Origin of the sequence: Streptomyces sp. NBC_00078 (assembly GCF_026343335.1) — a bacterium.
In the GTDB taxonomy this organism is placed as follows: Bacteria; Actinomycetota; Actinomycetes; order Streptomycetales; family Streptomycetaceae; genus Streptomyces.
Genome location: NZ_JAPELX010000001.1, coordinates 615,255 through 637,862 on the forward strand (window position 1 = coordinate 615,255; position 22,608 = coordinate 637,862).

Consider the following 22,608-nt stretch of genomic DNA (forward strand, 5'->3'; position numbering starts at 1 on the left):
GCGGCCGCGCTCACGCCGTCGCGGGACCGGGCAGTTCGGCGAACTCCTCCAGGGCGTGGGTGAGCCACTGGGTCCAGAAGGTCTCCAGGTCGATGCCCGCCCGCAGCACGAGGTGCCGCAGCCGGTCCTGGGGAGCGTCCTTGCCGGGCGGGAAGTCGCGCTTCTCGATCTCCTGGTACTCGGCCAACTGCAGCCGGTGCAGCTCCAGATGACGGCGCAGGTCGGTCTCCAGACCGTCCGTGCCCACCACGGCCGCCGCGCGCAGCCTCAGCAGCATCACATCGCGGTGCGGCTTGGGGTCCTGGGACGCGGCGGTCCAGCGGGCCAGTTCGGCACGGCCCGCGGGCAGGACCTCGTAGCTCTTCTTCTGCCCCCGGGCCGGCTGCTCTGACGGGAGGGCCCGGATGTGGCCCTCGGCCTCCAGTTTTCCCAGCTCGCGATAGATCTGCTGGTGCGTCGCCGACCAGAAGTAGCCGATCGACCTGTCGAACCTGCGGGTCAGCTCCAGCCCCGAGGACGGCTTTTCGAGAAGGGCGGTGAGGATCGCGTGCGGGAGGGACATGGAGTCATCCTAGGAACGGCGGCCAGGGCCTGTCGTCAAAGAGGCGTCGCCGCCCCAGGGGCGGCCGCGCGGCGTCCGGTCCGTGCTCCGGGGCCCCGGCCGGAGGCTGGACGGAGTACCGCCCGGGAACCCTCCTACCGGGAGTACGCGGGCTTTCGGGCGGCGGCGAGTGCGGGCACACCTCCCCCACCCTGAAGGCAGTGGGAGAGCGTGCCGGGCGTCGCGCGGCAGACGCCGCTTTCGCGACAGGCCCTACCTGCTAGAGGGCGGCGGCGATCTCCGTGCCCTGCTTGATGGCCCGCTTGGCGTCGAGTTCGGCGGCCACGTCGGCGCCGCCGATCAGGTGCGCGCTGCGGCCCGCGGCGACCAGTTCCTCGTACAGGCCGCGGCGCGGCTCCTGCCCGGTGCACAGCACGATCGTGTCGACGGCCAGGACCGTGCTCTCCTCGCCGACGGTGACGTGGAGTCCGGCGTCGTCGATACGGTCGTAGCGGACGCCGGGGACCATGGTCACGCCGCGGTGCTTGAGCTCGGTGCGGTGGATCCAGCCGGTGGTCTTGCCGAGGCCCGCGCCGACCTTGGTGGGCTTGCGCTGCAGGAGGTGGACGGTGCGCGGCGGGGCGGGACGCTCGGGAGCGGCGAGTCCGCCGGGCGCGCTGTAGTCCATGTCGACGCCCCACTGGCGGAAGTACGTCTCGGGGTCCTCGCTCGCCTTGTCTCCGCCGTCGGTGAGGAACTCGGCGACGTCGAAGCCGATGCCGCCCGCGCCGAGGATGGCGACGCGATCGCCGACCGGTGCGTTGTCGCGCAGGACGTCGAGGTAGCCGACGACGCTCGGGTGGTCGACGCCCGGGATGTCCGGGGTGCGCGGGGTGACGCCGGTGGCAACGACGACTTCGTCGTGGTCCGCCAAGTCCCCTGCTGTCACAGGCGTGTTGAGGCGTACGTCCACGCCGTGCGCGTCGAGCTGGTGACGGAAGTAGCGGACGGTCTCGTCGAACTCCTGCTTGCCGGGAACCCTGCGCGCGACGTTGAGCTGGCCGCCGATCTCGCTCGCGGCGTCGTACAGGGTGACCTCGTGGCCGCGCTCGGCCGCCGACACGGCGCAGGCGAGTCCGGCCGGTCCCGCGCCGACGACGGCGACGCGCTTGCGCAGCCGGGTCGGCGAGAGGACCAGCTCGGTCTCGTGGCAGGCGCGCGGGTTGACCAGGCAGGAGGTGATCTTGCCGCTGAAGGTGTGGTCGAGGCAGGCCTGGTTGCAGCCGATGCAGGTGTTGATGGCCTCCGGTTTCCCGTCCGCGGCCTTGGCGACGAAGTCCGGGTCGGCGAGCATCGGGCGGGCCATGGAGACCATGTCCGCGTACCCTCCGGCGAGCAACTCCTCGGCCAGTTCGGGGGTGTTGATGCGGTTGGTGGTGACGAGCGGGACCGACACCGCGCCCATGAGCTTCTTGGTGACCCAGGTGTAGGCGCCGCGCGGCACGGAGGTCGCGATGGTGGGGATGCGGGCCTCGTGCCAGCCGATGCCGGTGTTGATGATCGTCGCGCCGGACGCCTCGACGGCCTTGGCGAGCGTGATCACCTCGTCGAGGGTGGAACCGCCCGGGACCAGGTCCAGCATGGACAGCCGGTACACGATGATGAAGTCCTCGCCGACGGCCTCACGGACACGGCGGACGATCTCGACGGGCAAGCGCATGCGGTTCTCGTACGAGCCGCCCCAGCGGTCGGAGCGCTGGTTGGTCTGCGCGGCGATGAACTCGTTGATGAGGTAGCCCTCGGAGCCCATGATCTCGACGCCGTCGTAGCCGGCCTGCCGGGCCAGGCGGGCGGCGCGTGCGTAGTCGTCGATCGTCTGCTCGACCTCGGCGTCGGTGAGCTCGCGAGGCGGGAAGGGGCTGATCGGGGCCTGGAGGGGGCTCGGGGCGACGAGGTCCTGGTGGTAGGCGTACCGGCCGAAGTGCAGGATCTGCATCGCGATCCGACCGCCCTCGCGGTGTACGGCGTCGGTGATCTGCCGGTGCTGCTCGGCCTCCGCGTCGGTGGTGAGCTTCGCACCGCCCTCGTACGGCCGTCCGGCGTCGTTGGGCGCGATGCCGCCGGTGACGATGAGGCCCACTCCCCCGCGTGCCCGGGCGGCGTAGAACTCCGCCATGCGCTCGAAGCCGCGCTCGGCCTCCTCGAGACCGACGTGCATGGAGCCCATGAGGACGCGGTTGGGCAGCGTGGTGAAGCCCAGGTCGAGCGGGTTCAGCAGGTGCGGGTAACGGCTCATCAGGGTCCTCCGTGCACGGTGTGGTGCCTCTGTTGTAGAGGACCCCGGCCATCTTTTGCAACTAGTTGCACAAGCGGGAGAGGGTGACTCGGGCCACCCAGGGGCACAGGGGCCCCATGAGCCCCGAAGACGCCGAAGTGGTCGCCCCCGCGGTCGCGCTCGCCCAGGAGTTGATCCGCCGGCCGAACCGGGCCGGGATCGACGACCACGAGCCGGTCCTCGCCGTCCTGGAGGACCGGCCCGGAGCCCGTGACCTGCCGTGCCGTCGTCCGTCTCCACGACGGCGCGGGCCGGCCGGTCGCACTGCCGGTGGAGGTCGCGGGCGGGCGGCCGGGGGTCCTGGTGGGCACTCGACGCCTGCGTGGACACCGCCCCGTACGGCGACGAGGGCGCGACTGGTCGTTCCCGCCGGACCGCGGGGACATGGTGAACGCGTGGGCTGCGAGGGCGGGGAGCGGCCGACGCCGAGCCGGCGGCAGCGGCGGAGGTTCTGCCGGATCGCGGCCAAGCTGGGTGGCCGGGCCTCGGACCCGCACGTCGGGCTCGCGGCCCTGATGGACGTCGACGAGCACCCGCCTCACCGGCCTGCCCGCGGTCCGCGCCGTCTGCCTGTGTGCCGTGCCCGGCCTGCCGACCGGCCAGGCCCTGCCGCCGGAGCCCGTTCTTCCGGATCAGGCCGGCCGGGTCAGCGGCTTTCCAGACGTACGTGCAGTTCCCGCTCCTGGTCGCCCGAGGCCGAGGTGAGGTCACGCACCGAGAACAGGGGGTCCAGCGTGGTACGCAGGCGCTCGATCGCCCAGTAGCCGCCCTGGGCGTCGACCTCGACCGAGGACGAGAGCCGGGCGGGAGCCGGGCACTCGTGGGCGTCGGTGACCTCGAAGGTGCCGAGCCACACCATCGGACGGGTCTCGTGGAGCTGCTGCGGCACCTCGTCCGGGCCACGGTCGGACTCGAAGCACGCGCACAGCGTGTCGAAGACGATCCGGGCGTCCTCCTTGCTGCATCCGCTGATCTCGAGCGCTACGGGCTCCTCGTGCGGTCGCACACGGTCCATCGTGATCGCTCCTCTCGTGGCGATGGCGCGGCCGTGCGGGTTCCCCGCGAACCGCGCCACATCCCCAGAAAAGCACCACTGTCCGGGGCAGACCAGCGAGAGGCTCAGCTCCGTGTGAACCGGTAGGTCTTGCTGTCCGTCAGCACACAGAAGCCCGGCGACACGACGATCACGCGCAGGGTGGCGTTCCGGCGGTCGTAGTCGATGCCCTCCACCTCGAACGTGCCGGAGCAGGAGCTGCGCAGCGGAAGCTGCCGCAGGGCGGTGACATGGCCGAAGACGTCCGAGGTGCCGTTCGGTTCGGCGGACAGGTCGATCTGCAGCAGTGGCCTGGTCATGCCGAAGAGCGAGCCCTCCGGGTCGTCGGAGGAGCACAGGAGCGTGGTCGGGCCGGAGAAGTCGCAGCCCTGCACATCGCGTACGGCATGGTCGAGGGTGACGGTGGAGGCCTGCGGGAGGTTCGCCGACGGTGAGGTGCCTGCGTTGACGCCGGGGGTCGGGAAGACCAGCAGGCGGCTCATGGTGCCGTACTCGCCCGACAGCATCCACGGGCCGCCGGAGATCGCGACCCACGAGTTGTTGAGGGCCTCGCCGGGACTGAGCGTGTGGACGTATTCGGACCAGGTGCCGTCCGGCGCCTGTACGCGGAACATCTTCGCGTTGCCCGAGTCGGCCTGGTACGGCTCGACGTAGTAGCCGTCATAGGAGGCGTCGGGGTCGCCGACGTGGTTCCAGCCCCGGCTGCTGACGTCGGCGGGGATGGTGCCGATGCCGGTGTAGTGGTTGGGGCTCCCGGCCGGGACCTCGACCGAGGTCAGGCCCTGGCTCTCGGTGAGCGGATCGGCGCGGTCGGAGCCCACTTCGTTCCAGGTGTCGGCGGCCGACGCGGGCGGGGCGGCCGACAGGACGGCGGCGGTGGCGAGGACGACGGCGGTGGCGAGGACGACGGCCGCGGCCAGGGCCGTCTGACAACGTTGCCGGGCGCGCAGGGGCATGGGAGGGCTCCTCCATGGGGGGTGGGCATGCTCGGCGGAACAGTGCGGACAGTCTGACGCGACCGGGTGGTCATGTACAGACCAATTCAGTGACGGAGGCTTTCGGCTCGGCGACGCTCCGCCCCGGGTTAGTGTCGTCACGATTCCGGCGGGACGGCCCCGGCTGTGTTGAGGGATGGTGGAGGTGGGCGACGGGGTCGTCACAGGGACGGTTGAGCGCGGTAGAACATGGGGAGTCGGCACAGGGGACGGCGTGCCGCGTGAGCGGGCGAAGGCGGTGCGTGGAATGAGTGCACCCGGGTTTCCGGTGGCCGACGACGAGGAGCCGGTCCGGCCGAGCGGGCTGCTCGACGTGCTCCGCGTGGCCTCCGTGGTCCTGGATGCCGAGGGACGCATCGCGCTGTGGAGCCCGCAGGCCGAGGAGCTGTTCGGCTATCCGGCCCAAGAGGCCCTCGGCGAGTACGCGGCCCGGATCATGGTGCACGAACAGCACCTCGACCTGGTGGTCAAGCTGTTCGCCGACGTCATGGTCACCGGCCAGAGCTGGGCCGGGGCCTTCCCCATCCGGCGCAAGGACGGCACCACGCGTCTCGTGGAGTTCCGCAACATGCGGCTGCTGGACGACCACGGCGACGTCTACGCGCTGGGGCTGTGCGCAGACCGGTCGACCGTACGGCGGCTGGAGCGGGACGTGGCCCTGTCCACCCGGATGATCGCCCAGTCCCCCATCGGGCTGGCCGTCCTGGACACCGATCTGCGCTACGTGTCGGTCAACCCTGCGCTGGAGGAGATCAACGGGCTGTCGGCCGAGGACCACGTCGGCCGCTCGCTCCGCGAGGTCCTGCCGTATCTCGACGTCGCGGCCATCGAGGCGGCCGCGCAGGAGGTGCTCCGGACCGGGCGCCCCCTGGTCGACCGGCAGACCGTCGGCCGGACCATGGCCGACCCGGACGACGAGCGTGCCTGGTCGATCTCGCTGTACCGCCTGGACGACGCGGTCGGAACGGTCCTGGGCCTGGCCAGTTCGGTCGTGGACGTCACCGAACAGCACCGGGCGGGCGTGGAGGCGGAGGCCGCGCGGCGACGGCTCCAGGTCATCGCGGACGCCTCCGCCCGGATCGGCACCACCCTGGAACTGGACCGCACCGCCCGTGAACTGGCCGACGTCGCCGTGCCGGAACTCGCCGACATCGCCGCCGTCGATCTGCTGGACGCGGTGGTGGCCGGCAGGCGCAGCAGCCTGGGCCCCGCGGAGTCGGCGGTGATCCGGGCCCTGGCCGTGCAGGCGGAGGGCGCCCCGGAGGCGCTGCGGGCGGCCGACCCGCCCGGGCAGGTGGCCCGGTACGGTCCCGACCGTCTCGTCACCGAGTGCGTGCGCACCGGCCGGCCGGTCATGGTGACGCAGGTCGAGGCCGCGGACCTGCCCCGCATCGCCCGCTCGCCCGAGGCGGCGGACCTACTGGCCCGTGCGGGCGTCCACTCCTATCTGGCCGTGCCGCTGATCGCCCGGGGCGAGGTGCTCGGCGCCCTCGACCTCAAGCGCACGCGCAACCCGCTCCCGTTCAGCGAGGACGACCTGCTGCTCGCCCGCGAGCTGGCGGCCCGCGCCGCTGTGCAGATCGACAACGCCCGCTGGTACCAGAACGCCCGCGACACCGCCCTCACCCTCCAGCGCAGCCTGCTGCCCAGCCACCCGTCCGTGACCGGCGGCCTGGAAGTCGCCTCCCGCTACCAACCCGCGGGCGCCACCGCCGAGGTCGGCGGTGACTGGTTCGACGTGATCCCCCTGGACGACGGCAAGACGGCCCTGGTGGTGGGAGACGTGATGGGCAGCGGCATCAACGCCGCCGCGACGATGGGCCGGCTGCGCACGGCGACCAACACCCTCGCCTCCCTCGACCTCGATCCGGCCCGGCTCCTGGAACACCTCGACAAGATCACCGATGGCCTGGACCACTCCATCGCCACCTGCGTGTACGCCGTCCACGACCCCGAGCTGCGGCAGTGCCGGATCGCCAACGCGGGACACCTGCCGCCGGCCAGGCTGCGCGCCGGGCGTCCCCCGGAACTGCTGGACCTGCCCACCGGGGTGCCGCTGGGCGTGGGCGGGGTCGCGTTCTCGACCACCATGGTCGACCTGGAACCCGGCGACCGCCTCGTGTTCTACACCGACGGCCTGGTGGAGACCCGGCAGCATCCCCTCGACGAGCGCCTGGACGCACTCCTGGCCCTCCTCGAAGGCCCCGACCGCCCCCTGGAGGAGGTCTGCGACCTCCTGCTGCGCACCCTGCACCAGCCCGACAACTCCGACGACGTGGCGCTTCTCATCGCCCGGGTGCAGAAACCGGACTGATCATCCGGGGCGCCCGTTCTCACAGGTATTGATTACCTGCTCCTTATCGTCCACAGCCGACAATCACAGTAAGGCGTGGCATAGAGATGCCGGTGCCGTGGCCGATGGGAGCGAGCGGTGACGCACGAATCGGACGACTGGGAAGTGATGACGGGGCCGGGCGGGGCGGACCACGAACCGGGGCTCTGGCGGCGGCGGTCCCGCCGGTCGCGCGCCGTGATCGCGGCGACCACGGTCGCCGTCCTCGCCCTCGGCGGCACCGTCGCCTACGCCGCCACCTCGGGCGGCTCGGGCCGGAGCGGCACGCCCTCCGCGTCCGGATCCGCGTCACCCTCGCCGGACGGGCCGGGCGTCCGGCACGGTGGAGGCCACCGGTTCGGGTTCGGCGTCGGCGGCATGGGGGTGCACGGCGAGGCGACGGTCAAGGACCAGGACACGGGCAAGTGGATCGTACGGATCTGGCAGCGCGGCACCGTCGAGAAGGCCGACGGCGACCAGGTGTCCGTCAAGAGCGACGACGGCGCCGTGTGGACCTGGACCGTGAACTCCGGCACCACCGTGTTCCGGGACGGGACGAAGGGTTCCGGCGCCGGCGACCTCAAGAAGGGCGAGACGGCTGTCGTCGTCGGCACCCGTTCCGACGACGGCACCAGGACCGCGACGCGCGCGATCTCGGGCACCTGGGACGACAGGGGGCCCGGCGGCGGCCGGCACGACAGGTTCCCGGGCCCGGGCAACAGGGACTGGCGCGACCATGCACCGTCGCCGAGCCCGTCGGGCAGCGGCGCCACGACCTGACGCCGCTACCAGGACCCAAGACCGGTCCTACGGTCCGACACCGATCACGACGTTGGCGTACAGCTCCTCGGAGACTGCCAGACGTGCCCTCAATCCACTGCCGGTGAAGGCGTCGAGGGCAGCGGTGGCCTGCCGTTCGCTCGTCTCGACCAGGAGGCAGCCGCCGGGGGCGAGCCAGCGGGGCGCCTCGGCGGCGACCCGGCGCAGGACGTCGAGTCCGTCCGCACCGCCGTCGAGCGCGACCAGCGGTTCGTGGTCGCGGGCTTCCGCGGGCAGCAGGCCGACCTCGCTCGTGGGGACGTAGGGCACATTGGCCGCGAGGATGGCGATCCGGCCGCGCAGATCGCCGGGCAGCGCCGCGAAGAGGTCGCCCTGGTGGACCTGGCCGCCGACCGCGCCGACATTGCGGCGGGCGCAGCGCACCGCTGCCGGGTCGATGTCGGCGGCGTGCAGTTCCACCTGTCCGAGCCCGGCGGCCAGGGCGGCGCCGACCGCGCCCGAGCCGCAGCACAGGTCCACCACGACAGAGGCGTCCGGAACCTGGGCGAGGGCCTGCTCGACGAGGAACTCGGTGCGGCGGCGCGGCACGAAGACACCGGGCTCCACGGCGATGCGCAGCCCTCTGAACCCGGCCCAGCCGACGACGAGTTCGAGAGGCAGTCCGGTGACCCGGCGGTCGACCATGGCGGCCAGTTCCCCGGGCGTGCGGGCGGTGGCCAGGATCAACTCCGCCTCGTCCTCCGCGAAGACACAGCCCGCGGTGCGCAACTCGGCGACGACGCGGGCACGGACGTCGGGTGCGGCCGGGCAAATCGACAAAGAGGGAGCAGAGGGAAAGGAAGGGGAAGCAGAAGAAGCAGAAGAACCTGAGGGCATGGAGGCCGAGAGCCTTTCGGTGATGCGAAGGGCGCTCTCGCTGTCGCCTACCGGCGACCCACGTCGACTCGAGGAGAGAGCACCCGACCTGACACTGCGGTAATGGGTCTCACCTCCTCGGTCTGCGAGGGCCGGGATGTTCCGCGGCCGGACGGCCACATTACCCCAACGCTCAGACGCCGACGGTCTCCTCGACCTCTTCCTCGATCTGCTCCTCCTCCTCGACTTCGTGACGGTCCGCGCGTACCGGGGTGGCGGCGGCCACGGGCGCCTTCGACCGCTCATGTACGGCGGCGACCGCCGTGATCACGAGGCCGAGCAGCAGCCAGGCCGCCAGCGTCCCTACGTTGCGGGACAGGCCGTCGCTGTGGAAGTACAGGAGGCTGCGGGCGCCCTCGACGAATCCGGCGCCGTTCCAGAAGGCGTGCAGGGCGCCGAAGAAGCCGTTCTGCAGGTCGGGGCGGAACAACCCGCCGGAGCTGGTGAAGTTGAGCATCACGAACAGCACCATCATGGTGAGGGTGGTCCAGCGCTTGAGGAACGTGTGCAGGCCCACGCCGACGAAGAGGATGCCCGCGGAGTAGAGCCAGGCCATGCCCCACAGCTCTGCGAGGTCGTGGTGGGCGAGATGGAAGACGGGCCCGGCGAGCAGCGCGCCGATGCCGCTGACGACGGCGGAGACACCGAGCGCCAGCAGGGCGCGTACCCGCATCGGCAGGGTGCCGCCGGCGGCACCGAGCGCGGCGACGGAGGCGTAGGAGCCGATGCTCAGCGCGATCAGCAGGAAGAACAGGCCCTGCCCGGTGGGGTCGTCGTCGACCGGTGCGGCCACGTCGGTGACCTTCAGCGCGACACCCTGCTCGGCGGCGACGGGCGTGAAGACCTTTTCGACCGCCGTGGCGTCCATGTCGGAGGCGGCGGAGGCGACCACGAGCTCAGGCGCCCTCGCGCCGGGCACGTAGGCGCCCGTGATGTCACGGGAGTCGAGCAGGTCGACGGCTTCGGAGCGGGTGGCGACCGTACGCACGTCGAGCTTGTCCCCCGCCTCGTCCTTGACGGTCTGCGCGAACACCTTCGCCTGCGGACCGGAACCGACGACGGCTACGGGCAGGTGGTGGGGCTCCGGCGTCACGAACGCCCCCATGTACGCGAATCCCATGCCGAGGCACATCAGCAGCGGGGTGATCAGGTGCGTGATCACATGACGCAGGGACGGCGACCTCATCGCTCGCAACCTCCAAATGGTTGGCTTATACAACTCTCACTAAAGTTGTACTATACAACCAAACCGTCGGTGAAGCCACAGGGAGGTCCGGTGGGACGTGAGGGAGGTCCGGTGGAGGAAGACGAGGCCGTGGAGACGATCCAGCGGGAGATGACGGTCTTCGCCCGGCGCGCCCGTGCCTCGGCCGGCCGCATGCACCCCGAGCTGTCGCTGGTCTCGTACACGCTGCTCGGTCACCTGGAGGAGAGCGGTGGCTGCCGGGCGACCGATCTGGCAGCGCACTACGCCCTGGACAAGTCCACGGTCAGCCGTCAGGTGTCGGCACTCGAACGGGCCCGGCTGATCGAACGGCGCCTGGACCCGGACGACCATCGCGTCCAGGTCCTGCACCTGACCGACACCGGGCGCCAGATCCTCGCCCAGGTCACCGACAGTCGCCGGGCGGCCTTCCGCGAGCGGCTGGCGGACTGGCCCAGCGAGGACCTGGAGCGGTTCGCCGACTATCTCGTGCGCTACAACGCGTGGGCGCGCCCCGCGGACGAGGACTAGCGGACGGGCGGACGAGGTGTCCGCGCACCCGGCCGGGGCGGGAGCACCGCCGACGAGCACGTACGGTTGAATGCGTAGGCAATCACTTCCGTCCCGCTGGATCCACATGAACGTCACCCGAGGCTTCACCGGACGCGCCCGCGTCGACAATCCCGGCCTGCCGCCCGGCCAGTACGACGCGGGCGACGAATGGCCCGTCCTGTCCGCGGAGGTCACGCCCGAACTGGCGCCCGCCGACTGGACCTTCCGCGTCGACGGGCTCGTGGAGCGGCCGCGGACCTGGGACTGGGAGCAGGCGCACACGCTGCCGGAGTCGGCGTACGAGGGCGACATCCACTGTGTGACGAGTTGGTCGAAGTTCGGGGTGCGCTTCGGGGGTGTGTCCCTGGACGCCTTTCTCGATGTGGTGCGCCCCCATGGGTCCGCCACCCATGCCGTCGCCCATGCACACACCGGGTACACCACGAACCTGCCGCTCACGGACCTGACCGGCGGGCGTGCCTGGATCGCCTGGGAGTACGGCGGGCAGCCCCTCACACCCGAGCACGGCGGGCCCGCCCGGCTGCTGGTGCCGCACCTGTACTTCTGGAAGAGCGCCAAATGGATCGCGGGCCTGACGCTCCTCGACCACGACGAGCCGGGCTTCTGGGAGCAGAACGGCTACCACGCACGCGGCAACCCCTGGCAGGAGCAGCGGTACTCCGGTGACTGAGACGTTCACACCCGCGGCCACTCCTCCGACGCGCTTTGCCGTGCCCGGCCGGATCGCCGTGAGCAACCGGACCGCCACGGTCTGGCAGACGGCCACACTGACCGAGGTCCGGCGCGAGACCGCGTACGCCTCCACCTTCCGGTTCGCGGTGCCCGCCTGGGCGGGGCATCTGCCCGGCCAGCACCTGATGCTGCGGCTGACCGCCAAGGACGGATACGTGGCCCAGCGCCACTATTCGATCGCGTCCGCTCCCGACGACCCGGGTCACATCGAGCTGACCCTGGACCATGTCGAGGACGGCGAGGTCTCGGGCTGGTTCCACGACGTGGCCGAGCCGGGCGACCAGGTCGAGGTGCGTGGCCCGCTGAGCGGGTTCTTCGCCTGGCCGGGCGACCGTCCCGCGCTGCTGATCGGCGCCGGCTCGGGTGTCGTGCCGCTGATGTCGATGGTGCGCCACCACCGGGCACGGGATCTCGACGTACCGCTGCGGCTCGTCGTGTCCGCGCGCAGTCCCGAAGCGCTCATCTACGCGCGGGAGTTCGGCGCGGAGACAACGCCGGTGTTCACGCGGAACGCGCCGGCGGGTGTGCCCGTCGGGCGTATGGCGGCCGCACATGTGGCGCCACTCCTGGCCGAGCAGCCTCCTGGTGGGTGGGAGGCCTATGTGTGCGGCTCGAACGCCTTCGCCGAGCACGCTTCGCGGCTGCTCGTCGAGGCCGGCCAGCCCGTGCACCGGATCCGGATCGAACGCTTCGGCTGACGAGCGGGCGCCACGGCTTCCTCCCGGCCTCGTCCCGACCTCCTCGCGGCCTGCTCCCGACCTCCTCGATGCCTGCTCGCGGTCTCCTGACGGCCTGCTCGCGGTCTCCTGACGGCCTGCTCGCGGCCTGCTCGCGGCCTGCTCGACGCTTCCCTCGCAGCTTCGCAAAGAGCGGTCTCCCGCGTGCTGGGTATCCGCTTTCCCTGGGCACTCGCGCGCACAGGCGGTGGGGAGGGACAATACGAAGCAAACACGGTACGGCCCCTCCGGCTCCGGTGACGGCGAGGAGGTCGGGATGCGAACCCAAGTGCGCGGTTGGCGCTGGCGGCGCAATCCGCTGCGGCGCCACTCGGACGTGGTGGAGGCGTGGACGGCGCTGATCGTCGCCGTCCTGCTGCTGGTGGGCGCCCCGCTGGCGGGGGCCTTCGCGGGCTGGTGGGCCCATGACGCGGCGCAGGGCAGCGCCACGGCGGAGCGCGCCGAACGTCACCGCGTGCGGGCCGAGGTCGTCGGCGGGACCCCCGACATGCTGCCCACGGTCGAGGGTGGCCGGCAGCACTCGTACCGCGTGGACGTGCGGTGGAGGGATCCCGTGACCGGCACACACACCACGAACGCGCGCGTCCCGGCGGGCACGCAGCACGGCGACACCGTCGACGTCTGGCTCGACTCCCGGGGCAGGACCGTGGCCCCACCGACGGGCGAGACCGCGGTCTGGCAGCACACGGTGACCATCGGCATCACCGCCACGGGCGGCGCGGTGGGCGCGGTGCTCCTCGCGAACGCCGTCGTGCGCCGCGTGTCCACCGGCCGCCGGCTGGCGGAGTGGGAGCGGGAATGGGCACGGACCGAACCGCAGTGGACGCGACGCAAGGCATGAACCGGTACGGGGATGCCGACTGCGCCGCCTCCCGGTCGACGTGAGGATGAAGGCAGCACATCCCATGACCCCAGGAGCACCCCGCCGTGACCGTGACCGCGGACCTGGCGATCTCCGCCACGGCGGTGACCCGACCATTCGTTACGGCCACCCGACCGCCCTGGATCTCACGGTCCCCGGCGACGACCAGCACTCCTGCCTCCTTGACCAGCAGGTCCACGGCTGAAGACAGGGGCGCTGTCGTAGACAGGTACGGCCGGAAAGACCTGGCGATTCGTCGGAGGACCCACGTACGGTGTGATCGTCTCTGCCTGATCCTTCGCCCCTTCGCAAAGGCGGTCCTACATGGCCCTGTTCGACCTCCCCCTCGACGAGCTGCGCGAGTACCGCAGCGCGTCCACCGAGCCCGAGGGTTTCGACGCGTTCTGGTCCAAGACCCTGCAGGAGGCCCGCGAGCACGACCTGGACGCCCGTTTCGAACCGGTCGACACCGGCCTCACGACGGTCCGGGTGTTCGACGTGACGTTCGCGGGGTTCGGGGGGCACCCGGTGAAGGGCTGGCTGACGCTGCCCGCCTCGGCCGAGGAGCCGATACCGCTGGTCGTGGAGTTCGTCGGCTACGGCGGCGGGCGCGGCCTGCCGCACGAGCATCTGCTGTGGGCGTCCACGGGCCGGGCGCACTTCGTGATGGACACACGCGGGCAGGGCAGCGCGTGGGGCGGGGGCGGCGGCACCGCGGACCCGGTGGGCGGCGCGCCCGCCTACCCCGGTTTCATGACCCGCGGCATCGACGCACCCGAGAACTACTACTACCGCCGCGTGTTCACGGACGCGGTCCGTGCCGTCGAGGCGGCCCGCTCGCATCCGCTGACCGACGCCTCCCGCACGGTCGCCCTCGGCGCCAGCCAGGGCGGCGGCATCACCATCGCCGTGGGCGGCCTGATCCCGGACCTGACGGCGATCGCGCCGGACGTTCCGTTCCTGTGCGACTACCCGCGCGCCGCGACCAGCACGGACCGCCACCCGTACCGCGAGATCGGCCTCTACCTCAAGACCCACCGCGGCCGGACCGCGGACGCCCTGCGCACCCTGTCGTACTTCGACGGCGTCCACTTCGCCTCCCGCGGCCGCGCCCCCGCCCTGTTCTCGGCGGCCCTGGAGGACCAGACCTGCCCGCCGTCGACCGTCTTCGCGGCTTTCAACGCCTGGGCGCACGACGAAAAGAAGATCGAGGTGTACGACTTCAACGACCACGAGGGCGGCGGCCCCTTCCAGGAGGCGGCCAAGCTGGACTGGCTGCGGTCGTACGTCTGACGGGCTCCGCACGAAACCGGAGGTCCGCAAGCTCTTCCGCTTCAGGCCTTCCATCCAGTCCGACCAGTCGGTATGTTCCGGACTGCCCGGGTCGCAGCGTCGCGGCCCGGGCTTCGGGCGGACGACGGAGGACCCCATGGCGCAGCGCGAGGCAGAGGTGCACGGTTACTGCGACGAGCGGTTCGCGGCGGTGCGGACGGCGCTGGAGGAGAACTTCCGGAAGCGGGCGGAGCTCGGTGCCGCGGTCGCCGTGAGCGTCGGCGGGGAGGTCGTGGTCGATCTGTGGGGCGGCTGGGCCGACGCGGCCCGCACCCGGCCCTGGGAGCGGGACACCCTCGTCAACGTGTGGTCGACCACGAAGGGCCCGGTCGCACTGTGCGCGCACATCCTCGCCGACCGGGGACTGCTCGACCTCGACGCGCCGGTGGCCTCGTACTGGCCCGAGTTCGCCGCGGCCGGCAAGGACGGGATCCTCGTACGCCATCTGCTGTCGCATCGGGCGGGGCTGTCCGGCCCGCGTGAGCCGCACTCGCTGGAGCAGCTCTACGACTGGGAGTTGACGACGCGGCGGCTCGCGGCGACGGAGCCGTGGTGGGAGCCGGGGACACGGTCCGGCTACCACGCGATCACCTACGGCTTCCTGGTCGGGGAGGTCGTGCGGCGGGTCTCGGGGCTGCGGCCGCGGGCGTTCCTCGAACGGGAGGTGACCGGGCCGCTAGGGATCGACTTCACCGTCGGACTGCCGGAGAAGGAGGCCGGGCGAGCGGCCGAACTGGTGCATCCGCCAGCCGCGTCGAGCAGCGAACAGGCGGCGATCTTCAGCCAGTTGACGCCCCTGGCGCTGGCGGCGCTGACCAATCCGCTGGTGGGCGCGACCGAGGCCAACACGCCCGAATGGCGGGCCGCCGAGATCCCGGCCGCGAACGGGCACGGCACGGCGCGGGCGGTCGCCGCGCTCTACGGGATCTTCGCGGGCCGGGGTTCGTACGACGGCCACCGCGTCCTGTCCGCCGAGGCGGCCGAGCAGGTCCGCGCAGGGCAGGGCAGCTGCCGGGACCTGGTGCTCGGCGCCGGTTTCGAGCACGAGACGGAGGCCGGGCTCGGTCTGTGGCTGAGCGGCCCGAACGGCTCGTACGGCCCCAACCCGCGGGCTTTCGGACACGACGGCTTCGGCGGCTCCTGCGGCCTCGCCGACCCGGAGGCGGGGGTGTCCCTGGGCTATGTGATGAACCGGATGGGGCCTCATATCGCGGACGATCCACGGAAGACGGCCCTCGTCGACGCTTTGTACAACGCGCTGTGAGCGGCGATCGGGGCGGGCCGGTTTCGGCCGAACCCGCAGACCGGTCTTCCCTCGTGGTTTAGACCAATGCTAGATCTGGTGGCGCAATGAGCCCGCACGGCTACGGTACGTCACCAACAGGAGGCGCGGCATGGCCCGCACCACCCCGCACGACCACACCCGCAGCGATGGAGAGCCGCTGTACTGGCGCGTCGCGCAGCAGCTGCTCGGCGAACTGCGCGACGGCACCGTCCCGCCCGGTGAACGGCTGCCGGGCGAACGGGAGTTGGCCGGTCATTTCGGTGTCAGCAGGGAGACCGTCCGGCAGGCGCTGGAGGTGCTCCGCCGGGACGGCCTGGTCGCCACCGACCGGCGGGGCAGTCACGCCACGCTGCCCGGGCTGCCGGTCGAGACCGCGCCCTCTTCGACCTTCCCGGTCGGCGCCCGGACCGCGGACCCCGGCGCCGTCGACCGGACCAGGGTGACCTGGGAGACTCCCCCGCCGGAGCACGCGGAGGCCCTCGGGCTCGCCCCGCACCGCCCGACCCTCGTGCACCGATACGAGTCGGCCGGTGCCGACGGCCGGGGGCGCCGCAGCGCGGTCACGTCCTTCTCCGCTGTGGCGCTCTCCGAGGTCGAGGAGCTGGCCCGTTACCGCGACCGGGCGGACGGCGCCGCCTCGGCCCAGCTGAGCCGCGCCTACGACTGGATGCGCAAGGCGGGCCTGACCCTGCATCACCGGGACTCCATCACCCGCCTCACGGACACGCCCTCGGTGCGGGTCACCCGGCGCGTGCACGACCAGTACGCACGGCCACTGGAGATCACCGACCTGGTCGTGGACGCCCAACCCTGCGCCCTGGTCTATGAGTTCACGCTGCCCGCTGCGGGCTGAGCGTGCCCAGCCCGCCGAGAAGCACAGCCGTACGACGGACCCCGACGCGTCGAGGTCGTCGGCGGCCAGGTCGCTAACCTGCCGCACCAGCCACAGTCCGTGACCGCCGACGACACCCGGCTTGCGCGGCAGCTGGCCAGGGAACGCCGGGCCGGCCGCGGAGCGGCTGCCGAGAGCGTCTTCGAGCAGGGCGGGATTGCTCGTCGTCGGCGCCCACCCGGCCGTGGTGCAGCCCGGCGAGCGGGACGCCCGTGGCCGGCCACCTGCCACGGGCGTCCCGCTCGGCAGGCCCGCCAGGACGGTCTTCCACCGTGAGTACGAGCGTCGGCGGCGCGCCTGCCTCGGGGACGACCGCTTCACCGAAGCGGTCCACGAGGGAAGGGAGTCGGGGCCGGATGCGGCCATCGCCCCGGCGCTGGGCGGCGTACTCGGCCTGCCCGACGTGCCCGACCTCTGATCGGCGGCGACTTCGTCAGGAGCGGACGGCCAGAACCATCCGTACGCGTGGGCTGCCGTCGGGGCGCCGGCCGAACTCCGGCAGGGCCTCCAGCCCCACGCGGAACCCGGCGAACTCCAGGTCCCGTCGTACGTCCCCGAGCCGGAAGGCCCGGTAGTACATCACGAACGGCGGCCGCCACACGGCGTTGCGCACCCGCATGACCGCGTCGAAGCCGAGCAGCATCCAGAACGCGGGCGACGTGGCCCGTGGCGGGGCGAGGATGGGGAAGGCGAAGCTGCCGCCCGGCCGCAGCACGGAGTGGACCCGGGCGAACAGGCCGGGCAGTTCGGCGGGCAGGAAGTGGCCGAACGCCCCGAAGCTCACCACGAGGTCGAAGGTGCCGGGGCCGAACGGAAGGGCGCGGGCATCGCCCCGGACCCAGGAGATCGTCGGCCCCAGCGGCCGTACGCCCTCCTGGGCCACGGCGAGCATGCCCGCGCTGAAGTCGACCCCGGTGACGCTCTCCCGGCACAGCCGCGCCAGCACGTCGACGCCCACACCCGTGCCGCAACACAGGTCGAGGCCGCTGTGGAAGGGCCCCGTCCGGGCCAGCGCCGAGGCGACGGCGTCGAGCACCGAGTCGGGCGTCCGGAAGGGCGTGCGGTCGAACTTCGGAGCGAGCAGGTCGTAGCCTTGCTCGACGGACGACAACGCCTGGACGGCGAGTTCGCGCAGGCTGGGGCCTTCGGGGCTGAACACCCACGTCAGCCTAGTGGACAGCTGCACACCGACTGATTACTCTCATCCTCACCTACTCAAAAAGTTGATTACGAGGTGGCGTGATGCGAGCGTTCCGCGAGGCGGTCGAGGCCGGAGACATGGACGCCGTCGAGGCACTGCTGGCGAAGGACGTCGTCTTCACCAGCCCGGTCGTCTTCAAGCCATACCCGGGCAAGGCGATCACGACGGCGATCCTGCGCGCGGTGTCGCAGGTCTTCGAGGACTTCCGGTACGAGCGTGAACTGACCGGCGCCGACGGCCGCGACCACGCGCTGGTGTTCGCCGCGCGGGTGGGCGACCGGGAGCTGACGGGCTGCGACTTCATCCACGTCGACGAGAACGGCCTGATCGACGAACTCACCGTCATGGTGCGGCCGTTGTCGGGCGCCCAGGCCCTGGCGGCGGCCATGGGGGCACGGTTCGAGGACATCGCCAAGGAGGCGGAGGCTCGGTCCGCCGCCGCCTCCTGACCTCACTCACCCGGTGTTCGTCCAGGCACACGTGCCGACGACACCCCAGGGCGGCGATCACGTACGCACCGAGTGTCGTCAGGGTGTTTTCACCCCACCGCCGGCGACGTACTCCTTGGTCTCCGCGAACGGCACGTCGGTGCGCAGCACCCGCCGCCGCACGCCCGCACGGTGACCGCCTCGGCGGGCAGTGCCAGCCGGCGCCCATCAGCCCGTCTCCGCCAGGTGCTTGATGTGCTTCAGTGTCGCGGTCATGGTGTGCTCGAACTCCCGCAGCCGTACGAAGACGATCTTCTCTTCCAGTCCGGAGCGGCCGGGGACCAGTTGCACCCATTCCGACAGCTCGGTGCCGCCGTCGCCGGCATGGAGCCGGAAGCGCCAGACCTCCGACGGCTCGGTGGGGTCCCGTACGGCCCAGGCGAGGACGCGGCACGGTTCGCACTCGATGACGTACGAGGTGGTGATCCACTCGCCGCATGCCTCGTGACTGCCGCGGCCGAGGAAGCGGCTGCCGACGGCCGGCCCGGTGGCGCCGTCGAGCCATTCCACCGACCGGAGTCCGTGGCTCGTGCCCGGCACCAGCCCGATGTCGGAGACCAGCGCCCACACTCGCTCCGGCGGGGCGTCGATCCAGGTCCGCACCTCGACCGTGGGTTTGTCCGTGTGCCGCGCGCCCGTCCACCTCACACCGGCCGGCCTCCTCACCGTCAACGGCGTCCGCGCTCCGGAGTCGCGCCGCCGATCAGATCCAGCGCCCCTTCCCTGAATGTTGACGCATCTCACCGCCACCTGCCACGGCCCGGACCGTTCGCCCCTGCCGGCGTCGGCCACGTGTCCCGCGCGCAATCTGGCCGATACGCGGTTCCTCCCGCCGTCCGGAGCGCTTCCGCGGTTGGATGTCCTCATGACCACCGACGAGCACGCACGGTTCATGCGGGCCAACCGGGCGAACTGGGACGCCCGCACCCCCGTCCACCTCGCCAGCCGGTTCTACGGTCTCGACCAGGACCTGGACCCGGCCCGCTGGTTCGCCTCCTTCGAGTGGGACGACCTGGGCGAGCTGGCCGGACGCGACGTGCTCCACCTGCAGTGCCACCTCGGGACCGAGACGATCGCCTTCGCCCGGCGCGGCGCCCGGGCCGTCGGCCTCGACTTCTCCGGGGCGTCGGTGGCCGCCGCGAGGGACATCGCGGCGAGGGCCGGCCTGGACGTCGACTACGTCGAGTCGGATGTCTACGACGCCGTACAGGCCCTGGACGGGCGGCGGTTCGACGTCGTCTACACCGGCAAGGGCGCGCTGTGCTATCTGCCGGACCTGGACCGCTGGGCGGCCGTCGTCGCCCAACTCCTGCGTCCGGGCGGCCGGTTGTACCTGGTCGAGTTCCACCCCCTGCTCAACTCGCTGGGTCCCAAACCCGCTCCGGGCGAAGGCCGCGAACTGCTGCTGCGCCACGACTACCTGGCCGGCGACGGCGCGGTGCACCGGGACGCGACGCACACCTACACCGACGGCCCGGCCGTCGAGGGCGCCACCGACAGTTACGAGTGGATGCACGGAATAAGCGAGGTCGTCAACGCGTTGATCTGTGCGGGAATGGCCATCCGGGGGCTGCGCGAGAGCGACGAGCTGCCCTGGCCACGGTGGCCGCAGATGGTCCGGACCCCCTCCGGCTGGTGGCGCCTTCCGGAGCCACGGATCCCGCTTCTCTACGGCCTCCTCGCCACCCGCTGAGCGGTTTGGCGCCGTACCCCCTGTGGTACGGTCCTGCTAGCACTTGTGTACGCCCCCTTTGAGGGCGCCGGTGCCAGTTCCCTTTCAGTTCGCCGAATCGCCCGCCGTAGCGCGGCCAGCGCACCGGCTTTCCCGCACCACCTCGTGGCCGGCACCGCTGTGCCGTACCCCAGGTGATGTTCCTGCCGCCGAAGGCGCTCAGTCCGCCTCTTCTCTTCGCGGCGCCACTCCTTCCTTCCGCATGTCCCGTGCCATCCGTCCTCGAAAGGACCGACCACCATGACCACCACTCTCGAACACCCTCCAGTCAAGCAAGAGCCCACGACGCAGGTCGCCACCGGTGTCCTCGACATCGACGCGAGCGGGAAGGGGCACCTGCGCGCCGAGAGCCTGCTGCCCTCGCCCTCCGACCTCGCCGTCTCCCCCGCGCTGATCCGCCGTCACGGCCTGCGCAAGGGCGACCTCGTCGACGGCGTACGCGACGGCCGGCGCGCCCTGACCGAGGTCGCACGGATCAACGGGCGCACGCCCGACGAACTGCGCGGCCGCCGTCACTTCCGCGACCTCACGCCGCTGCACCCGCGCGGCCGGCTCCGTCTCGAACACCCGGCGGCCGGCCTGACCGGGCGCGTCGCCGACCTGATCACACCCGTCGGCAAGGGCCAGCGCGGGCTGCTCGTGGCCCCGCCCAAGACCGGCAAGACCGTGGTGCTCCAGCAGATCGCGGCCGCCGTCGCCGGCAACCACCCCGAGTGCCACCTGATGGTGGTGCTGCTCGACGAGCGCCCCGAGGAGGTCACCGAGATGCGGCGTTCCGTGCGCGGCGAGGTGTACGCCTCGACCTTCGACCGGGCGGCCAAGCAGCACATCGCGCTCGCCGATCTCGTCATCGAGCGGGCCAAGCGGCTCGTCGAGGCGGGCGAGGACGTCGTCATCCTGCTCGACTCCCTGACCCGGCTGTGCCGGGCGCACAACAACGCGGCCGCCGCCGGTGGCCGCACACTGAGCGGCGGTGTCGACGCGACCGCCCTGCTCGGGCCGAAGCGGTTCTTCGGGGCGGCCCGGCTGGCCGAGGAGGGCGGTTCGCTCACGATCCTCGCCACCGCGCTGGTGGAGACCGGTTCCCGTGCCGACGACTACTTCTTCGAGGAACTCAAGAGCACCGGCAACATGGAACTCCGCCTCAGCCGCGAGCTGGCCTCGCGCCGCGTGTTCCCGGCCGTCGACATCAACCCGTCCGGCACCCGACGCGAGGAACTCCTCCTGTCCGCCGCCGAGTTGACAGTCGTACGCGGTCTGCGGCGCGCCCTGCAGACCCGGGACGGCCAGTCCGGTCTGGAGACCCTGCTGGAGCGCATGCGGGACACCCCGGACAACGCGACGTTCCTGCGCCGCATCCAGCCGACGCTGCCTGCCGAATGAGCTTGCCGGTGCCTCAGGTCATGGCGTACGCCGAACCTCAGGTCACCGGCGGGTGCCCGTTCCGGAGACCTCAGACGTCGTGCGGCGGGCGCTCGAACGGCTCGAAGGAGTCGTCGCGCCGGACCACGCACAGGGCCCAGATGATGAATCCCGATATCGCGATCATCACGACGGACCAGACCGGGTAGTACGGCAGGGAGAGGAAGTTGGCGATGATGATGAGTCCGGCGATGGCCACGCCGGCGACGCGCGCCCACGTCGCCGCCTGGAACAGACCGAAGCTGACGAGCACGGCGACCGCGCCCAGGGCGAGGTGGACCCAGCCCCACCCGGACAGGTTGAACTGGAAGACGTAGTTGGGCGTGTTGACGAACACGTCGTCCTTGGCGATCGCCATGATGCCGCGGAAGATGGCGAGCAGTCCGGCGATCATCAGCATGACGGCCCCGAAGACCATCAGGCCGGCAGCCCAGTTCTGCTTCGTCGTCGGCGCGTGTGCGGTGTGTGTCGCAGTCATCCTTGGTGCCTCGTTTCGATCGGTCCGGCGTGCTCAGCGCCCGTGGGAGGCCGCGTCGGCACCGGAGTGCGTCGCGGGACCGTGGCCGGTCAGAACCAGGTCCTTGGCCCGGGCGAACTCCTCGTCCGTGATGTCACCACGGGCGCGGATCTCGGAGAGCTTGGCGAGTTCGTCGACGCTGCTGGACTTTCCTCCGTCCTTGGCGGTGTCGCGGATGTACGAGTCGAAGGCCTGCTGCTGCGCCCGTGCCTGCGAGATCTCCCGGTGTCCCATGTTCTTGCCGCGGGCGATCACGTAGATGAACACGCCCAGGAAGGGCAGCACGATGACGAACACCAGCCAGCCGGTCTTGGCCCAGCCGCTCATGGCGTCGTCACGGAAGATGTCTACGACGATGCGGAAGAGCAGGACGAACCACATGATCCACAGGAAGAACCACAGCATCGTCCAGAAGGCGCTCAGCAGCGGAAAGTCGTACGCGAGATACGTCGACGCGCTCATTTCTCTCCTCCGGTCCCGGGCGTTCGCCCGCCCGCCTGTCAGTCCCGTCTTTCAGCGTGCCCACGGCAAGGGCGAGGCGGCCTCACCCGGCACGGGTGAGCGTCGGACACGGGAGGAGATGCGCTCGCCCGGGGCCGGCCCTGCTTCGGTCCATGGCGGCGGGTACGAAGAGGCCGGCGGCCCACTGACCGGACCGCCGCCGGAGCCGTGGCGCCAA

The 22,608-nt window shown here is 71.5% G+C and carries 23 protein-coding genes; 13 read left to right on the forward strand and 10 right to left on the reverse strand.

Annotation, left to right across the window (positions count from 1 at the left end):
- Positions 1 to 10: 10 nt before the first annotated feature.
- The 4 genes from OOK07_RS02840 to OOK07_RS02855 all read right to left on the reverse strand — a co-directional run bounded on the left by OOK07_RS02840 (position 11) and on the right by OOK07_RS02855 (position 4,886).
- Entirely contained in the window at positions 11 to 562 is a 552-nt protein-coding gene (locus tag OOK07_RS02840) for a PadR family transcriptional regulator (RefSeq protein ID WP_266794875.1), read from the reverse strand.
- Between the two features lie 259 nt (positions 563 to 821).
- Complete coding sequence (locus OOK07_RS02845) at positions 822 to 2,837, reverse strand: NADPH-dependent 2,4-dienoyl-CoA reductase (RefSeq protein WP_266676649.1); 2,016 nt, start codon at positions 2,835 to 2,837, stop codon at positions 822 to 824.
- A 685-nt stretch (positions 2,838 to 3,522) separates the two neighbouring features.
- The gene (locus tag OOK07_RS02850) at positions 3,523 to 3,891 is read right to left on the reverse strand and encodes a hypothetical protein (RefSeq protein WP_266676650.1); all 369 of its coding nucleotides are present in this window, start codon (positions 3,889 to 3,891) and stop codon (positions 3,523 to 3,525) included.
- 104 nt (positions 3,892 to 3,995) lie between these two features.
- Complete coding sequence (locus OOK07_RS02855) at positions 3,996 to 4,886, reverse strand: hypothetical protein (RefSeq protein ID WP_266794876.1); 891 nt, start codon at positions 4,884 to 4,886, stop codon at positions 3,996 to 3,998.
- 286 nt (positions 4,887 to 5,172) lie between these two features.
- Here OOK07_RS02855 and OOK07_RS02860 point away from each other — a divergent pair, with 286 nt between their 5' ends.
- Both OOK07_RS02860 and OOK07_RS02865 read left to right on the forward strand, forming a co-directional pair.
- Entirely contained in the window at positions 5,173 to 7,239 is a 2,067-nt protein-coding gene (locus tag OOK07_RS02860; protein WP_266794877.1) for a SpoIIE family protein phosphatase, read from the forward strand.
- 117 nt (positions 7,240 to 7,356) lie between these two features.
- The gene (locus OOK07_RS02865; RefSeq protein WP_266794878.1) at positions 7,357 to 8,037 is read left to right on the forward strand and encodes a hypothetical protein; all 681 of its coding nucleotides are present in this window, start codon (positions 7,357 to 7,359) and stop codon (positions 8,035 to 8,037) included.
- A gap of 27 nt (positions 8,038 to 8,064) precedes the next feature.
- Here OOK07_RS02865 and OOK07_RS02870 read toward each other — a convergent pair whose 3' ends face one another.
- The gene (locus tag OOK07_RS02870; protein ID WP_266794879.1) at positions 8,065 to 8,913 is read right to left on the reverse strand and encodes a putative protein N(5)-glutamine methyltransferase; all 849 of its coding nucleotides are present in this window, start codon (positions 8,911 to 8,913) and stop codon (positions 8,065 to 8,067) included.
- Between the two features lie 172 nt (positions 8,914 to 9,085).
- A complete protein-coding gene (locus tag OOK07_RS02875; protein ID WP_266794880.1) occupies positions 9,086 to 10,138 on the reverse strand; it encodes a hypothetical protein in 1,053 nt (350 codons plus the stop codon).
- A gap of 111 nt (positions 10,139 to 10,249) precedes the next feature.
- Between OOK07_RS02875 and OOK07_RS02880 the strand changes: the two genes are divergently transcribed.
- The 8 genes from OOK07_RS02880 (at position 10,250) to OOK07_RS02915 (ending at position 16,987) form a co-directional block, all read left to right on the forward strand.
- Positions 10,250 to 10,687: a MarR family winged helix-turn-helix transcriptional regulator gene (locus tag OOK07_RS02880; protein WP_266676661.1), complete on the forward strand. Its 438-nt coding sequence runs from the start codon at positions 10,250 to 10,252 to the stop codon at positions 10,685 to 10,687.
- A 106-nt stretch (positions 10,688 to 10,793) separates the two neighbouring features.
- Positions 10,794 to 11,399, forward strand: coding sequence for a sulfite oxidase-like oxidoreductase (locus tag OOK07_RS02885; protein ID WP_266676662.1), 606 nt, complete (start codon positions 10,794 to 10,796; stop codon positions 11,397 to 11,399).
- Entirely contained in the window at positions 11,392 to 12,159 is a 768-nt protein-coding gene (locus tag OOK07_RS02890) for a ferredoxin reductase (RefSeq protein WP_266676664.1), read from the forward strand. The genes OOK07_RS02885 and OOK07_RS02890 overlap by 8 nt, the downstream gene beginning before the upstream one ends.
- A gap of 295 nt (positions 12,160 to 12,454) precedes the next feature.
- A complete protein-coding gene (locus tag OOK07_RS02895; RefSeq protein ID WP_266794881.1) occupies positions 12,455 to 13,039 on the forward strand; it encodes an Rv1733c family protein in 585 nt (194 codons plus the stop codon).
- Positions 13,040 to 13,384: 345 nt separating this feature from the next.
- Positions 13,385 to 14,353: an acetylxylan esterase gene (locus OOK07_RS02900; RefSeq protein WP_266794882.1), complete on the forward strand. Its 969-nt coding sequence runs from the start codon at positions 13,385 to 13,387 to the stop codon at positions 14,351 to 14,353.
- Between the two features lie 136 nt (positions 14,354 to 14,489).
- Positions 14,490 to 15,656 carry a serine hydrolase domain-containing protein gene (locus OOK07_RS02905; RefSeq protein ID WP_266676670.1) on the forward strand — a complete coding sequence of 389 codons (1,167 nt, stop codon included), beginning with the start codon at positions 14,490 to 14,492 and terminating at the stop codon, positions 15,654 to 15,656.
- Positions 15,657 to 15,786: 130 nt separating this feature from the next.
- Positions 15,787 to 16,530 (forward strand): GntR family transcriptional regulator, encoded by a 744-nt coding sequence (locus tag OOK07_RS02910; protein ID WP_266794883.1) that lies wholly within the window; start codon positions 15,787 to 15,789, stop codon positions 16,528 to 16,530.
- Positions 16,531 to 16,726: 196 nt separating this feature from the next.
- A complete protein-coding gene (locus OOK07_RS02915) occupies positions 16,727 to 16,987 on the forward strand; it encodes a hypothetical protein (protein WP_266794884.1) in 261 nt (86 codons plus the stop codon).
- Between the two features lie 15 nt (positions 16,988 to 17,002).
- On the opposite strand, the gene OOK07_RS02920 is transcribed toward OOK07_RS02915, so the two are convergent.
- Entirely contained in the window at positions 17,003 to 17,728 is a 726-nt protein-coding gene (locus OOK07_RS02920; protein WP_266676676.1) for a class I SAM-dependent methyltransferase, read from the reverse strand.
- Between the two features lie 83 nt (positions 17,729 to 17,811).
- Here OOK07_RS02920 and OOK07_RS02925 point away from each other — a divergent pair, with 83 nt between their 5' ends.
- Positions 17,812 to 18,219: a nuclear transport factor 2 family protein gene (locus OOK07_RS02925; RefSeq protein ID WP_266676678.1), complete on the forward strand. Its 408-nt coding sequence runs from the start codon at positions 17,812 to 17,814 to the stop codon at positions 18,217 to 18,219.
- Between the two features lie 207 nt (positions 18,220 to 18,426).
- On the opposite strand, the gene OOK07_RS02930 is transcribed toward OOK07_RS02925, so the two are convergent.
- A complete protein-coding gene (locus tag OOK07_RS02930; RefSeq protein ID WP_266794885.1) occupies positions 18,427 to 18,906 on the reverse strand; it encodes an SRPBCC family protein in 480 nt (159 codons plus the stop codon).
- A 217-nt stretch (positions 18,907 to 19,123) separates the two neighbouring features.
- Between OOK07_RS02930 and OOK07_RS02935 the strand changes: the two genes are divergently transcribed.
- The gene (locus OOK07_RS02935; protein ID WP_266676682.1) at positions 19,124 to 19,951 is read left to right on the forward strand and encodes a class I SAM-dependent methyltransferase; all 828 of its coding nucleotides are present in this window, start codon (positions 19,124 to 19,126) and stop codon (positions 19,949 to 19,951) included.
- A gap of 279 nt (positions 19,952 to 20,230) precedes the next feature.
- Entirely contained in the window at positions 20,231 to 21,373 is a 1,143-nt protein-coding gene (gene rho, locus OOK07_RS02940) for a transcription termination factor Rho (protein ID WP_266676684.1), read from the forward strand.
- 70 nt (positions 21,374 to 21,443) lie between these two features.
- On the opposite strand, the gene OOK07_RS02945 is transcribed toward rho, so the two are convergent.
- Both OOK07_RS02945 and OOK07_RS02950 read right to left on the reverse strand, forming a co-directional pair.
- Positions 21,444 to 21,890, reverse strand: a complete 447-nt coding sequence (locus OOK07_RS02945) for a DUF7144 family membrane protein (RefSeq protein WP_266676686.1) — start codon at positions 21,888 to 21,890, stop codon at positions 21,444 to 21,446.
- 33 nt (positions 21,891 to 21,923) lie between these two features.
- Positions 21,924 to 22,391, reverse strand: a complete 468-nt coding sequence (locus OOK07_RS02950) for an SHOCT domain-containing protein (protein ID WP_266794886.1) — start codon at positions 22,389 to 22,391, stop codon at positions 21,924 to 21,926.
- Positions 22,392 to 22,608 lie beyond the last annotated feature (217 nt).